Genomic DNA, 15350 nt, shown 5'->3' with positions numbered 1-15350 from the left:
AAGAATAAATTAGTAGTTTAGCAACTGCGAAGTTTGAGTTAGGATCTTCAAGGGGTGAAACCTGTTAAGAGATTCCTCCTAATACATGTAAATATCATGATAGCTCAGAATAAAAATTGTTCTGGGCTATTGATGTTTATCGGCAACTTGGAAGGATATGAGGTGAAAGAGATGCAACTTTATTCAGGCAAAGAATTAGAACACAACTCTCTGTTATTATTTTATCCGGTGTTTTTTCCGAGAAGTTGAGGTACTGCAGGGAGTTGATGCTGGTAAATGGAGACGATTTATGGCAGTAGCTGATGAGATGCTTTGCCAAGCGATGGTAAGAGACATTGAGATGCAATCGTGAAATTGGCATGTTCTGGAAAGGGGAAAATAAACCATGCTTTACTTGATTACGGATACGCACTTGGGCCATCAGAACATGCTGAAGAGTTGCGGCCGTCCGGCGAGGTTCACGAACCTCATCCTGGACAACTGCCGCAAGATGGTCAGGAGCAATGACACGCTGATTCATCTCGGTGATGTGGCGTGGAATGAAGAAGAGCTTATGCGCTTCATGAAGCTGCCCGGCCGCAAGATCCTGGTGCGCGGCAATCATGACAGGAAGTCAACGCCGTACTATATGGAGGCTGGCTTTGATCTTGTCGTTGACTCGATGACGATGACGCTGCAGGGCATCCGCATGCTTTTTTCACATGCACCGCAGTATGGCCATACGGCTGACATCAACATCCACGGTCATCAGCATGATTTGCACAGTGAGGATGTCTTCCATCGCTATTGGCCATTGGCTCTGGAGCACATGGGCTATAAGCCGCTGCCTCTCGATGACAAGACCGTCGGTGTCCTGCAGAGCTGGGTGAAGCGGGGACGCAATCCGTCGAAGAAGGAACTCTATGCTCTGCATCAGGGATATCTCGGAGCAGCGACGATGCGGGATTACATCGGCAACACAAAGGCTGCCATGCCCAAGCCGCTTTGCTTCTGGGAGGCAGATGGGACGGAGCACTTTGTCGGCAATGACGATGTCGCCTGTTTCCACTATCATGCGGACTGCCTGTTCCTGGCCATGACGCGCGAGCACTTCGAGCAGCGGCTGGGCAGAACAATCTATACCGCCGTACAGCTCCCCTGGGAAGACAAGCGCTTCGTCCAGCCCTGCCACATCACTGAGCAGCAGGCGGAGACTGTCAGACGTGAGAACAGTCCATTCTCATTCGATATGGTGCTGTGTTGGTTCCGTGTAGCCGGATTTGCGGATAAACACGAGATGACTTTGTGATCACAAAAAAGCATGCCCCCACGCAGGCATGCTTTTTTGATAGGATTAACCCTCTCGGACTGGCAAATTGTTGTCTTTGGCCACTTTTCGAATGATATCCGCTGACATTTTCGTGTATAGGGCAATCTTAGAGAGTGCCAGATTGTCTTTCAGCATCTCCAAGATATCTTCCATCTTGCCTTTTTCGATGCCGCGTCTTTCGATGCCTTCGCTCAGATTGCACATTTTCGCCACTCCTTTCTCGAGATGTGGGGTAATCTCGATGTCAAATTCTTGTTTCAGTGTCTGAAGCTTGTCCTGGAGCTTGGTATCATCCAAGAGCACCATGTTGAGCATTTTCAAGAGCCCATGGAGTTCCGTATATCGTTTCTTGCCGAGGCATACCAGAATTGGTGTCAGCAGGTCATAATCCTCATGTGAGGCCTGAGGCTGCCCCTCCAGGTGTTCTTCCATCATCCGGTAGCGAGTGATGCTGTAAGCCCATTCCTTTGTCGGTTCGGTACAGATCCAGATGGAGTAGACCTTTTGGATTTTCTCGTAATGCGACTTCGTAAAGATTGTGCCGTACTGGCTGGAAATCATCCGGCTGCAATAGTAGATGGCACGCTTCAGGAGGGGATAGCCTGGATGGAAGTCATTTTGAGCTTCGATGTTGATGATCAGCTCAATCGGCTTGTCGCTCCGTGGCGCCAGGGCCGTAAAGCGGATATCGTAGAACACCGTGCCTTCATGCTGTGTCTTGTCTTCCGTCTGCTCATTCCGGATGCGCAGCGGACTGCCACCATCCGGTTCAACCACGATAGTACCGACATCCGGTGTCCCTGCACGCGACCACATCCTTTTCTCTGTTCTTGTTTCTATTTTACAGCAGAAGGCCAAGTTGCGCAACGCACTGCGCCACGTCGTCTGCGGGGATTGTCACTTGCTTTCCGCAGGCGGCAGATGGCGGGGATTTTGCTTCTGTGCTAAAATATACGATATACTATTGATACGATTGACATATTTGTCCGGGGAATCAGAACGATATAATGGGGTGCAGAAGATATGGAAGACAGCTTGTTGAGCAGGATTCAGCCTGTGGTGCAGAAAACAGCGCAGGCCATTGCGGATGTGATTGGTCTGGAAGTCGAGGTGGCAGACTGTAATTTTATCCGCATTGCGGGAACGGGTAAATATCATACGCAGTTCGGTGAACTGATGAATGCGGGGTTTGTCTACAAACATGTCATGGAAACCAAGCAGTTGATCCTGATCGAGCATCCGGGCTTTCATGTCCTGTGCGAGCCCTGTCCGAATTACCGGCATTGTCCAGAACAGACGGAACTGGCAGCACCGCTCATCCTGCACGGCAAGGCTGTCGGGGCAATCGGTCTGGTGAGCTTTACGCCCGAGCAGTCGCAGCATTTCTTTCAGAATAAGGAATGGATGATCCAGTTCCTCACGAAGATGGCAGAGCTCATCGTCAGCAACCTGAGCTGTGTGGAGCAGGAGGAACAATCCGTAAAGGCTGCGCCGAATCTGAATCTGGCTTCGCTGGAGAAGGAAACGATACGGCGTGCCCTGGCAGAAGTGAAAGATGAGGCCCGTAAAACAGACCGGACCGATAAGGCCGCCTCGCTTCTGGGGATCAGCCGGGCGACACTGTACCGAAAAATACGTGAATACAATTTATAAATGAGTATTTTGTGATTGACATATTTCTCAAAATGAGATATATTTATCTCAGAAAGAGAAAAGCAATGGCGCTGAGAGATGAATCTCAGCGTCTATTTTTTTTTAGGAGGATGATGCTATGCAAGCAGCAGCTTTCCCTCGCAGGCCGGATGGCTGGCAGGCTCCGGAGTGGCTGAATGAACAAACGATACAGGAGGTACGGCAGTTCCATGCGTCGTTCCCCATGTATCGGCAGACTCCGCTGTGTGACTTAAAGAATCTGGCCGGGCTCATGGGCATCCGGAAATTCTTGGTGAAGGATGAGTCGTATCGCTTTGGCTTGAATGCTTTTAAGGTACTGGGCGGCAGTTATGCCATCGGCAATTATCTGGCAAAGAAATTGGGTATTCCTCTGAAAGACTTGCCATATGAGCGCATGATTTCCGATGAGATCCACCGTCAATTGGGAGAGATTACGTTCGTTACGGCAACGGATGGCAATCATGGCCGGGGCGTTGCCTGGACGGCCCATCAGTTAAAGCAGCATGCGGTCGTCTACATGCCGAAAGGGACGAGTCCGGAACGTCTGGAGAATATCCGGAAAGAAGGGGCGGAGGCCTCCATCACGGACCTCAATTATGATGATGCCGTGCGCAAGGCGGCGCAGGCGGCCAGGGAGAAAGGCTGGGTCCTCGTGCAGGATACCTCCTGGGATGGCTATGAGGATATTCCCCGCTGGATCATCCAGGGATATGGCACAATGGCCCTGGAAGCTTATGAGCAGCTTCCGGAAAGGCCGACCCATATTTTCCTGCAGGCGGGTGTTGGTTCCATGGCATCTGCCGTAAGCGGATTCTTTGCCAATGTTTACCCCGGAGAAGAGAAACCCGTCATCGTCATCGTGGAACCGGATCAGGCGGATTGCATCTTTCGCACGGCACAGGCCGCAGATGGCAGGCTTCATTCTGTGACGGGCGATATGCCGACAATGATGGCAGGCCTTGCCTGTGGGGAACCCTGCCGCCTTGGCTGGGATGTACTGGCCGGAGTAGCCGACTATGCACTGCATTGTGATGACAACATTGCTGCCAAAGGCATGCGGATTCTCGGAGCTCCTGCCGGTGATGATCCTCGTGTCATCTCGGGAGAAAGCGGTGCGGTCACGAGCGGCGCGGCTGTTTCTCTGCTGATGAATGAGCAGTATGAGAAACTGAAAGAAAAGCTCCATCTGGATCGTGATTCTGTCATCCTCTGTTTCAGTACGGAGGGAGCGACGGATATCCTGAATTATCGTCGTGTGGTCTGGGATGGCGAGCACGCCAGCCTTTGAGAAAGGAAGGGCAAATATGGAACAGGAACGCAAGGAACAGGTAATAGGATTTTGCCGGGAACTGATTCGTATCCCGAGCCTTTCCGGTCAGGAAAAAGGTGTGGCCGAGCATCTCATGGCCTTCATGAAGGCGAATGGCTTTGATTCTGCGGCAGCAGATGATTACGGCAATGTGATCGGCTGCATTAAGGGCAGGCGCCCGGGGCCGAAACTCCTGTTTGATGGCCATATGGATACCGTTCCGGTGCCGGATCCATCGGCGTGGCAGCACCCGCCTTTCGAGGCAGAGATTCATGATGGCCGCATCTATGGACGCGGCACATCGGATATGAAGGGTGCTCTGGCCGCCATGGTTTCAGCGGCAGGTTTCTTTGCCAAGGACAACAAGCGGGATTTTGCCGGTGAAATCTATGTGGCCGGTGTCGTGCACGAAGAATGCTTTGAGGGCGTTGCCTCCCGGGCCATCAGCCAGCAGGTTCATCCGGATATCGTCGTCATCGGCGAAGCCTCGGGCCTCAATGTCAAAGTCGGTCAGAGGGGCCGAGCTGAGATTGTCCTGGAATCCTTCGGCAAGCCCTGCCATTCCGCCAATCCGGAAAAAGGCATCAACGCCGTGTATAAAATCACGAAAGCCATTGCAGCGCTTCGCCAGGTGAAGGCGCCGCATCATCCGGTACTGGGAGATGGCATTCTGGAACTCACGGATATCAAATCATCGCCGTATCCGGGTGCGTCCGTCGTCCCTGCGTATTGCAGGGCAACGTATGACCGCCGTCTTCTGACGGGAGAGACACCGGAATCGGTACTCGCACCGCTGCAGGCAGCCTTGGACAAGCTGATGCAGGAGGACCCGGAAGCTTCCTATAAAATCTCGTACGCTGTGGGCAAAGAAACATGCTGGACAGGAAATGAGATCACCAGCAAGCGTTTCTTCCCGGGCTGGCTTTACGACAAAGAGGCGCCGTTTGTGCAGAAGGTCGTACAGAAACTGCAGGCAGATGGCTTTACTCCGGAAATCACGCAGTATAATTTCTGCACGAATGGCAGCCATTACGCTGGCGAAGCGGGCATCAAGACCATCGGCCTGGGACCATCGCGAGAGAATCTCGCCCATACGATTGATGAGTACATCGAAGTGGATCAGCTGCTGAAGGTAACGCAATGCTATGAGGATGTCATGAAAGCATTGCTGGCATAAAATTATCTTTTATAAAATAAATAGTTTACAGCAAAGGCGCTGCAATACGGATCATGATGATTCGTATGCAGCGCCTTTTTTAATAAGGAGGGAGTTACGATGACGGTTTCATGGATTGTCATTGCAGTCGTGATTGCCTACATGGGCATCATGCTTTTCGTTGGCTGGTATGCCAAGAACAAGATTTCAAGCAACAAGGATTTCATGGTGGCGGGACGCCGCCTGGGCCCGATCCTCATGGCCGGCACATTGGCCGCCACGGAGATTGGCGGCGGCAGCTCACTGGGTGTTGTGCAGCAGGGCATGGGCAAATACGGCATCAGTTCAGCCTGGTACGTCATTGCCATGGGCTTTGCCTTCGTGATCTTGACGTTCCTGGCGCCAAAATTCCGTGATGCCAAGGTCAAGACGGTGCCGGAGTATTTCCGCCGCCGTTACGGCCGGCTTTCCGGCCTCATAACGGCTGTCATCATGCTCCTGCCTCTTATTGGCCTGACGGCCGGTCAGATGATCGCCTCGTCCGTTATCCTTTCGACGATGCTGGGCATCAGCTTCAACATGGCCGTGATTCTCATCTGCGGCATCGTAACGCTTTATTCGGTCATGGGCGGCTTGTGGAGCGTTACGCTGACCGATTTCATCCAGGTGTTCTTTATCGTCTTCGGCATGGCGATTGCCATCCCGTTTGCGTTTAATCTTGCTGGCGGCTGGAATAATGTCGTGGCCAATGTCCCGCCCGAGACGTTCAATCTTTTCGAGGGATACAGCGTCGTCGATGTCATCGGTCTCACCATCATGTACATTGCCACGTTCACGGTTGGACAGGAAGCCGTATCGCGCTACTATGCCGCACGTGACGGCAAGGCGGCACAGCAGGGCTCCATCGCAGCTGCCCTTATCAACTTTGTCTACGGTTTTATCCCTGCCATCCTTGGTGTGACCGTTCTCGCGCTGGTCAACATGGGAATCTTTGACCCAGCTCAGTTCCAGAGCGTCGGTTCCCGTTATGCACTGCCGGTCCTTGCCGTCCATGCGATGCCGCCGTTGATCTGCGGCATCCTGTTTGCCGGTGTCATCTCTGCTACGATGTCCAGCGCAAGTTCTGATCTTTTAGGTGCAGGTTCTATCTTCGCCAATGATATCTATCGCGAATACATCAATCCGGAAGCCACGGATGAGATGGTCATGAAGATGGCACGCACGGTCATGGTGCTCTGCGGGCTCTTGTCGCTTGGCGTCGCCCTCTTCAACACGTCGAGCATCATCACCATCCTGATGTTCTCGTTCACGTTCCGCGCAGCCGGAGCCTTCTTCCCGTATGTGCTGGGGCATTACTGGAAGGGCGCTTCGACGGCAGGGACGCTGGCCTCGCTGCTGGTTGGCACAATCGTGGTTATTTACGTCCAGAATCTTGCCGGCGGTTCTCTTTTCGGCATCCATGTCAGCCAGCCGATTATTCCTGGCCTGCTGGCAGCGCTGCTCTCCTTCCTGGTCGTTTCGAAGTTGTGCCCGCCGCAGGAAGAAACGACGGAGCTCTTGCCGGATGTTCATGAATCGTAAGCAGCGTAGAGGAGGATTCGTATGCGTACACAAATATGTAATGTCATGGTTGTGGATGGCAGCGGCGCCAAGCCGTTTCTGGGCAATATCCTGTTGGAAGACGATAAGATCAGCTGGATCGGTCAGGGAGATATGCCTGCTGATGTCGTGATAGACGGGCATGGCCTGTATGCAGCTCCGGGCTTTATTGATACGCACAGTCACAGTGATCTGTGTGTGCTGACGCAGCCAGAACTCCGCCCCAAGATCATGCAGGGCATCACGACAGAGGTCTTGGGGCAGGATGGCATCTCCATAGCCCCTTTGCCAGAGCCGTATATCAGTTCCTGGCGAAAAAACCTGGCGGGACTCGATGGTGACAGCGATGCGATTGACTGGCATTATCATACGACGGCAGCCTATCTTTCGGCAATTGAACGAGCGAAGCCGGCCATCAATGAAGCCTATCTGGTGCCGCATGGCAACGTGCGCATGGAGGCTATGGGCCTGGCAGACAAACCGGCCAGCCCGGCAGAAATCAAACGCATGCAGGAAATCCTGCGTCGGGAACTGGAAGCCGGGGCCTATGGGCTCTCGACCGGCCTCATTTACATTCCCTGTGCCTATGCGAGAACAGAGGAACTCATTGAGCTTTGCAGAGTGGTGGCTGAGTATGATGGTGTTTTTGTCATCCATCAGCGCAGTGAGGCGGATACGATCCTGGAATCCATGCAGGAAGTCCTGCGCATCGGCCGGGAATCTGGCGTCAAGGTGCATTTTTCCCATTTCAAAGTATGCGGCCGGCAGAACTGGAAGTACATTGACGGCATGCTGAAGCTCCTGGATGAAGCCAAAGCAGAGGGCATACGCGTTTCGTTTGACCAATATCCCTATGTGGCCGGCAGTACGATGCTCGGCGTCGTGCTGCCGCCGTGGGCACATGACGGCGGCACCAATCAACTGATGACAAGGCTCAAGGACCCGGCTGCACGGAAGCGCATGATCCACGATATCGAGCAGGGAATCCCGGGCTGGGACAACTTCATCGCCTTTGCCGGCTTTGACCAGATTTACATCACCAGCGTCAAGACGGAAGCCAATCAGTCCCTGGTCGGCCTGTCTTTGACAGAAATGGCGGAGAAGCGCCATCAAAATCGCTATGATGCCCTGTTTGATTTGCTTTATGAAGAAGAGAATGCCGTGGGCATGGTCGATTTTTACGGCACGGAAGATCATGTCAAGACCTTCATGCAGCGGCCGGAAATGAATCTTTGCACCGACGGGCTGCTGGCCGGCAAGCCGCATCCGCGCGTTTACGGGGCATTCCCGCGCTTCTTGGGCAAGTATGTGCGGGAAGAAAAAGCACTGACCATGGAACAGGCGATATATAAGATTACAAAGAAACCGGCAGAAACGCTCGGCATCAAAAAGCGCGGCGAGCTGCGCCCCGGGAATTATGCGGATCTGGTCTTGTTCGATCCCGCAACCATCCGGGACAAAGGCACATTCGTGAACCCCGCGCAATATCCGAAAGGAATCCGGGATGTCTTTGTCAACGGCGTTCATCTGGTCCAAGATGGCATCTATCAAACGAGTCAGCCGCGTAACGGGTACGTATTGAGAAAATAAGAATCGTGCAGACATAAAGAGGGCCATATGCTGGTATGAGCATATAGCCCTCTTTGCATCAATAGAGAGAAAATAAAGTGGGCAGGAGACCGGTGTCCTGCAGGGCCTCGATGAGCTCCATGATGCCGATGGCCACGACGAACCACAGGGCGTCGCCAGCGGCGTGGCGGAACACACCGGGCACGACTTCGTAGAGCCGGGGCTCATGGAAGAGGTGCGGATTTGGCAGGAAGCGCGGGACTTCGCGCAGGTAGTCGGCATACGGCTTGCCGAAAATGCGGATGAGTTTCGTTTCTTCCGTGTGGATGATGGAACGGTAGAGCAGGCCGAAGGCGACAATGAGTAACGCCGTCAGCGTCAGGGATTCCGTGCAGAGCCCGACGCCAATCGTGCCGAGGAAGCTGAAGAAATAGAGCGGATTGCGGCACATGGAGTAGGGGCCTTCGCGCACGAGCGTATTGTCCTTGTAGCCGGCGATGTACTGCGCGCACCAGAGACGCCCGACAATGGCGATACCCACCAGCGCACAGCCGACGAGGAACAGCACGCCTGAGACCTCCGGCGCGGTAAGATCGAGCTTCTTGTCCGTGAACATGACCAGGAAAAGGAACAGCAGACCAAAGAGCTGTGACAGGCGCGTGCGATAGTAAGCGATGAAATGACTCATGATACTCCCTCGTTTCTCCATGATGATAAGTTTCTTTCGAATGGCAGGTGATGTCATCTGCCTTCTTGATGCTTCCAGTTTAACGTTTCTGTTTAAACGAGACTAGAACGAAGTTTAACGATAGGATAAACGAGGAAATATATTCCTGTAAACAAAGGTATCAGCAGGATGCAGCTGCCTGCTTTTGACAGGCGAACAAATCTTTCAGGGCGTCTTTTGTGGAAAGAGGCAGGAATCGCCCTGTCCGTGTAGAATTGTTATCTTGTCAATTAAAAATGCATGAGACAAATATAACGAACAGATGAAAGCGGGCGGGGAATCGGATCCCTGCCGAGAGAAATGAGTGAATGGCGATGGAGTTCAAACAGTCATGGGCAGTGCTGCAGGAGAAGCATCCGGGCTTCTGTGCCTTGCTGCGCACGATATACAGCAGCGAAGATCCCGTTGATGCCAAGATGACGCGCGCCAGGCAGGCCCTGGAGTACATGTTGCAGGCACGCTGCCTGAGCCTGCACCGGGCGTATACGGATATCCACAAGACCCTCGGAATGCTGCAGCAGAAGGGGGATATGGAGGATTTTTATGCCCTGCAGGCGCATATCGTGCGCGCGGTTGCCAATACCTACATCCATGCGACGCTGGCGAGCCTGATGCAGGGCCAGGTACAGACGGCCAGGACGCAGCAGGACCTTGAGGAAGTGGGACGGGCGTTGTGCGTGGTCGTCGACTGGTTCCTCGAAAAAGAGGGCTTGCAGCAGGGACCGGCACCATCCCCTCAAAAAGCAACCATCCGGATCGTGGAAAAACTGGCTCAAGAAGAAGGGGCTGCAGGCGCGGCGAAGGATGAGACTCGTGCGATTGAGATGGATTTCGCCCTCGATGATGGCGAGGAACAGTCGTGGGATGTTTGCGGCGAATGGACGAAATTCTTTACGGGCATCCAGTTCTCGAAGCGTTTGTTCCGCAATGTGCCGGACGATATCCTGCGCCGCTGGGTCAAGATGATGCCGCGCATCCTGCACCGCTATTACCTGGTGCTGACGCGGGCCGCCAGCGGCAAGAATGATATCAAGTACCTCAAGGGAGCGGACGGCCATCTGGCCGGGCGCGTGACGAAGTGCCGCCTGGGTGGCAATTACCGCCTGCTTTGGTATCTGTCGCCGGGCAAGGTGTTCAACATCCTCGGCATCGTCAGCCATGATGACCAGGAAATGTTTGAAGCGGCCAAAGGCGTCATCGGCCAGGAGGGGCGTCTGACGGGCTATGTGTACTGGGCACCGCGACGTTTCCTGCGTCGCCTCTACAGCTGCCGGATCCAGAATCGTTATGCGCGTCACAGCCTCGAGACGATGCTTATCCTCGAGTCGCGCTTCAATTACGATGAGACGCAGCGGCTCGTCGTAAAGAAAGCCGGCGGTGTGGCGAATCTCTCGGTTGTCGGCAATGCGGGCTCGGGTAAATCCGTCGTCGGCTTCCACTGGATTTCCAAGCGAATGGAAAAGCAGGAGCACTGCCTGTATCTGACAATGTCATCGAATCTCGTGGACCGGATCTCGTCTTCCTATCATGAGGAGATGGACACGGACGGGCAGGAAAAGACTATCCTGCCGCTGCCGGGCGACTTGGCATTCAACAAGGATTGGTTGATTTTCGAGGATATTTTTTCGTTCCTGCACAAGGTGCCAAAGGTCCGTGAGCAGGAGGCTGCCGGTGAGATCCGCTATATGAATCCGCAGGAGAGCTTCCATTTTTTCCGTCAGGTCTGCCAGAATATCAAGACGGGCTGGGGCAAGTTGCAGGAGGCCGGCATGACGCAGGACGAGAAGATCATGCTGGCCTGGCGCAAAATCCACGGCATCATCAAGGGCTGCATCCCAAATAAGAATAAGCTGGACTACAATCAGGAGCCGCTGCACATCCGCCCGCATCTGAGCCCGGAGGAATACATCCGCCGTGAGCGCGATGTCAGCAAGCATCAGCAGCTCAGCGAGCAGGCGCGGGAATTCCTGTATACGCAGGTCCTTTCACGCTATGAAGCGGCATTGAAGGATTGCCATTTGGGCGATGACAACGATCTGGCGCGCTACGTCCTGCATGCCAGCACGCCGCGCCAGAAATGGCAGGCGGCGTTCCTTGATGAATGCCAGGACCTCACGGAAGTCGAGCTGCTGGCACTCGGCTATCAGCTCAAGCACTGTGCGCACAAGCTCATGGCCTCGGACCGCTGCCAGATCATCCAGCCGACGCTCTTCGACCCCGCGCAGATGCTGACGGATATGAACCGTCTCGGCAAGGTGGACTTCTCCTCGGCACCGGCGGAGAGCCGGCAGTCGCAGTATTTGCACTACAATTACCGCTCGACGCAGGAAATCGTCGCGTTCCAGAATTTCATCATGGCGCGGCTCGCGCGTGCACAGTCGCTGCATGAGGAGGAGAAGGTCCCCATCCGGGCCATGGAGCACATGCACGGCGAGAAGCCCGTCTGGATCAAACAGGGCCGCGAGAATGCGGCCGCCTTGCAGGAACTCCTCACCGAGCTCAATGAGACGAAGCTCATGCCGCTCATTGCGGATCGGAATCAGCTTGACGAAGCGGAGGCTTCGCGGAAGGACATGGATGATATGGCGGCCTGCAAGGGCCTCGAGTATCCATCCGTCCTGCTCGTCGACATCTGCTCCGACATGTACCGCACATCTGCCGATACGGCCTGGCCCTGGCGGTACTTCTACGTGGGGGCGACACGCGCGCAGAAAAAACTCGTGATTTACGAGAATCGGGAACTCCAGTTCAGCCCCGCTATCCACAACTTTGCCAAAGAGGCTGCAGAAAAAGGCGTCATTGCTTACTGCGAGGACCTGCAGGCCGTGAAGCCCGGCAGCAGCAAGACGTGGCGGCAGTGGCTCTTTGACTGGCTTTCAGACATCACGCAGGAAGACCGCATCGTCATGGCTGAGAACTATGAGCAGGCCGGACGCTTCCAGGCCGCGGCCGATATCTACCACGATCTGCTCGCGGAAGGCTACGGGGAAGAGTACATCCGCTGCCAGGGCCGGGCTTACCTCGAGGCAAAGCAGTATGAGGAGGCCGGCAGGCTTTACGGCCAGTCCGCGCATGCCAGGATGTACTGGGAGGACATGCTGCAGCATTACCCGCTGCCCGGTGCATCCTGCCTGGCCATCGCGATCCTCCTGATGAAGCCGGAGGAGCCCGGGGCCTGGCGCAAGCTGCGTGAACGGTTCCAAGCCGACCGGAAGGATGAGGACTGGCAGACCTGTCTGCAACAGGCTGTGGCGCAGCCGGAGGTCCGCCGGTCGCTGGCTCTCTGGCAGCAGGCGCAGTGGCGGCAGCTTGGCCGTATGGCGGAGGAAACGCTGCACCTGCTGCGGGCTGAGTGAGACACGGAAAAGATGGGAGTGTAACATATGGTGAATGCGAAGCAAGAAGGAGAATGGACGCCGGATTTTGATCTGGATCAGTTTGCCGATGCGACGGAGAAGATCCGTCAGGCCATCACGGGCACGAATCAGTTCCTGGCGAGCGTGCAGTCCTGTGTCGACGAGCTCGCGGCCAAGGTGACCGAGGCCAAGGATCAGGAGATTCTGCAGACGTACAACGAACGCCTCGGGGATATCGACACGGCGACGCGCAAGCTCCTGGAGCAGCTGACGAAAAAGAACGGGGATATTGCCGGGAATCTCGATACTATGCTGAAAAAGGTGAAGGAACTGTCCACGCGGCAGCAGGACATCGAGCAGGCGGCCAAAGATCTCGGCCAGCTGACAGACAAGCTGAAGGATTGGCAGAAGCTGACGAAGGCTGCGGCCAGCATGCAGCAGCAGGTGGAGGCGCAGGAAAAGCAGCTTGTGGCGCTGGAGCAGGTAGCAAAGCAGGCGGCAGCGCGGCAGCAGGAGGTAAAGGCGGGCGTGGCGGAGAACATTCAGGTGTTCCAGGGACTCCAGAAATGGCAGGAAACGCTGACGTCGTGCCAGTCGGTGTTGACCTCGGCCAGCGGCACGCTGCAGGAGGGCGTCACGGCACTCGACGGACAGACCAAGAGGGTGTCGGCGGCTCTCGACGATGTGCATCAGTACGATGACCGGCTGGATAAGCTCGAGCAGCAGCTCACGCAGGGCTTCGGCCAGAATAAGCAGGAGCTCGATCACTTTGGGGAGGTGATGATGGGAAGAATCAGCTATCTGCTGGAAACGATGGACAAGAAGCAGCAGCAAAGCAACTGGGCGCAGAGGTTCGCTGAGGAGGTGAAAAAGAATGAGAAGCTACAACGACGTTTAGAAGAAGCAGAAAATATGTTAACAAATGTCAGAGAAGTCTTAGCTTCTGAAAATCGTCCTGAACCACCGGATCGAATTAAAGCTCAAGACCGTGAAAATCTCAACAAGTTATTCAATAAGTGGCAGGAACTGAAATTGATTTCTAGTCAAATTCGTAATATTGTGGGTTTATAAATTAAGATAGGGAGTGATGATATGGGAATCGATTATGGGGATGATAATGAACAACGTCAGACCATCCCAAACACTAAAACGGGAATTGATTGGGGGGATGACTCTCCTGATGATAAGAAAAAGAAGGAGGAGGAAAAAAAGAAACGGAAAAAGAAGATAATATGTTTTCTTCTTGTAGTTGGTCTTTTGGTTATTGCCTATTTTGCATATAATAATTATGCCTTATATAAGGACTTCAGCCCCACGCCGAAAGAATACACGGATCAGGTGCTCGGCGCCTATCAGAAACGCATGGCGGACTACCGTGCCATGCAGTCGGGCAAGACTGTCGCCACGGGCACGGGCGAACGCTACGTCATCGCCGACCGCCTCTGCCTGCGCCGCGACGCGAGCACGAACCTCAAGCCCATGGGCGAACTCGTAGCCGGAGCCAAGGTGCAGGTACTGGACTCCTCGAACAGCGAGTGGTACCGCATCGCCAATCCGGTGGCCGGCCTGCAGGAGAGGCAGCAGGGCAAGACGTACCAGTATTACAACGGTGCCGGTGAGCTCATCATCGAGTCGGATAAGCCCTTGCGCGACATGCCGGACGTATACGTCGCTTCGCGCTACCTCGGCACGCAGGCACCTGCCATGGGCAGCTCCTCGCTGCCGGAGAACCCGCAGCACCCGTTTGTCTTCGGGCTGCAGTTCTACAACGATCAGATTGCGAAGATGCTGGCCGTCGATGTATGGCAGAAGATGGGCAGCGAGCTCCAGAGCCGTGGCTATGATGGCGTCAAATTCGTCAACACGGGCAGCGGCACCGACAAGAACGCCGGTACGGAGCAGAAGATCACCAAGCACGAAGTCGACGGCATGCAGACGAGCCCTGCCTGCTACAGCCGCATCATGAAGGGCAAGGAAGACGGCGTGGCCTTTGCGATGCAGACCTTTAAGAACGATGGCGAAGCACACGATTACAGCGGCTACATCATCGTGAACAAGGATTCGGGCATCAAGTCGCTGAGCGACCTCAAGGGCAAGAACATCTTCACGGGCAAGGACGGATCCATGTCGTCGTACACGCTGCAGATGCGGGCGCTCGAGAAGCTCGGCCTCAAGAAAGAGGACCTGCACCTCTATTCGGGCCTCTACCATTACCAGCTGTTCACGGCTGTGGCCGAGCAGACACCGATGGATTTCAGCGACCCGAAGAACATCCACGCCGCCGATAACGGCGTCAAGGCCGATGCGGCCTTCGTCGGGGATTTCGTCCTGCAGAGTTCCCTGTTTGAGGACTTTGCGTTCAACAAGAAATTCGGCCTGAAGGTCTACCAGAATGCCGCCGAGCTCAACACGGCGCGCAACAGCGTCTACATCCTGCCAATCGCGATGGAGCGCATCCCGGAGCAGCCGCTGCTCCTGAGCAAGAAGCTCTATGACGACACGGCCTTCCGCAACGAATTCCGTCAGGTCCTGATGGATTTCTACGATGCCCAGAGCGAGAAATACGGCATCGCCGAAGCCACGCCGGATGTCTATAAGAACATGCCGCCGCAGGAATGAGTCTACATTTGTCGAGATGAAAAAACACCGCA

Annotated in this window: 11 protein-coding genes; 9 read left to right on the top strand and 2 right to left on the bottom strand. The window is 54.7% G+C overall.

Going from position 1 to position 15350, the window contains the following annotated elements; genetic code table 11:
- Positions 1–385 precede the first annotated feature (385 nt).
- Entirely contained in the window at positions 386–1288 is a 903-nt protein-coding gene (locus DWX75_RS09345) for a metallophosphoesterase (RefSeq protein WP_118016059.1), read from the top strand.
- A gap of 45 nt (positions 1289–1333) precedes the next feature.
- Here the strand turns inward: DWX75_RS09345 and DWX75_RS09340 are convergent, their stop codons facing one another.
- Entirely contained in the window at positions 1334–2125 is a 792-nt protein-coding gene (locus tag DWX75_RS09340; protein ID WP_118016058.1) for a PD-(D/E)XK nuclease family transposase, read from the bottom strand.
- A 240-nt stretch (positions 2126–2365) separates the two neighbouring features.
- Here DWX75_RS09340 and DWX75_RS09335 point away from each other — a divergent pair, with 240 nt between their 5' ends.
- The 5 genes from DWX75_RS09335 to DWX75_RS09315 all read left to right on the top strand — a co-directional run bounded on the left by DWX75_RS09335 (position 2366) and on the right by DWX75_RS09315 (position 8637).
- A complete protein-coding gene (locus DWX75_RS09335; protein ID WP_158558786.1) occupies positions 2366–2962 on the top strand; it encodes a helix-turn-helix domain-containing protein in 597 nt (198 codons plus the stop codon).
- A 118-nt stretch (positions 2963–3080) separates the two neighbouring features.
- Complete coding sequence (gene dpaL / locus DWX75_RS09330; protein ID WP_118016056.1) at positions 3081–4271, top strand: diaminopropionate ammonia-lyase; 1191 nt, start codon at positions 3081–3083, stop codon at positions 4269–4271.
- A 16-nt stretch (positions 4272–4287) separates the two neighbouring features.
- Positions 4288–5469: a YgeY family selenium metabolism-linked hydrolase gene (locus DWX75_RS09325; protein WP_118016055.1), complete on the top strand. Its 1182-nt coding sequence runs from the start codon at positions 4288–4290 to the stop codon at positions 5467–5469.
- A 99-nt stretch (positions 5470–5568) separates the two neighbouring features.
- Positions 5569–7029 carry a sodium:solute symporter gene (locus DWX75_RS09320; RefSeq protein ID WP_118016054.1) on the top strand — a complete coding sequence of 487 codons (1461 nt, stop codon included), beginning with the start codon at positions 5569–5571 and terminating at the stop codon, positions 7027–7029.
- A 21-nt stretch (positions 7030–7050) separates the two neighbouring features.
- The gene (locus tag DWX75_RS09315; protein ID WP_118016053.1) at positions 7051–8637 is read left to right on the top strand and encodes an amidohydrolase family protein; all 1587 of its coding nucleotides are present in this window, start codon (positions 7051–7053) and stop codon (positions 8635–8637) included.
- Positions 8638–8695: 58 nt separating this feature from the next.
- Here the strand turns inward: DWX75_RS09315 and DWX75_RS09310 are convergent, their stop codons facing one another.
- The gene (locus DWX75_RS09310) at positions 8696–9304 is read right to left on the bottom strand and encodes an isoprenylcysteine carboxylmethyltransferase family protein (RefSeq protein WP_118016052.1); all 609 of its coding nucleotides are present in this window, start codon (positions 9302–9304) and stop codon (positions 8696–8698) included.
- Between the two features lie 353 nt (positions 9305–9657).
- Between DWX75_RS09310 and DWX75_RS09305 the strand changes: the two genes are divergently transcribed.
- From DWX75_RS09305 to DWX75_RS09295, 3 genes are all read left to right on the top strand, one after another.
- Positions 9658–12699, top strand: a complete 3042-nt coding sequence (locus tag DWX75_RS09305; RefSeq protein ID WP_147671575.1) for a hypothetical protein — start codon at positions 9658–9660, stop codon at positions 12697–12699.
- A gap of 27 nt (positions 12700–12726) precedes the next feature.
- On the top strand, positions 12727–13770 hold the full coding sequence (locus tag DWX75_RS09300; RefSeq protein WP_118016050.1) for a hypothetical protein: 1044 nt from the start codon (positions 12727–12729) through the stop codon (positions 13768–13770).
- Positions 13771–13956: 186 nt separating this feature from the next.
- Entirely contained in the window at positions 13957–15318 is a 1362-nt protein-coding gene (locus DWX75_RS09295) for a PhnD/SsuA/transferrin family substrate-binding protein (protein WP_158558785.1), read from the top strand.
- Positions 15319–15350: the final 32 nt, after the last annotated feature.

This window comes from Mitsuokella sp. AF21-1AC (assembly GCF_003458855.1).
Taxonomy (GTDB): Bacteria; Bacillota; Negativicutes; order Selenomonadales; family Selenomonadaceae; genus Mitsuokella.
This window is presented reverse-complemented; position numbering and strand designations above follow the sequence as displayed.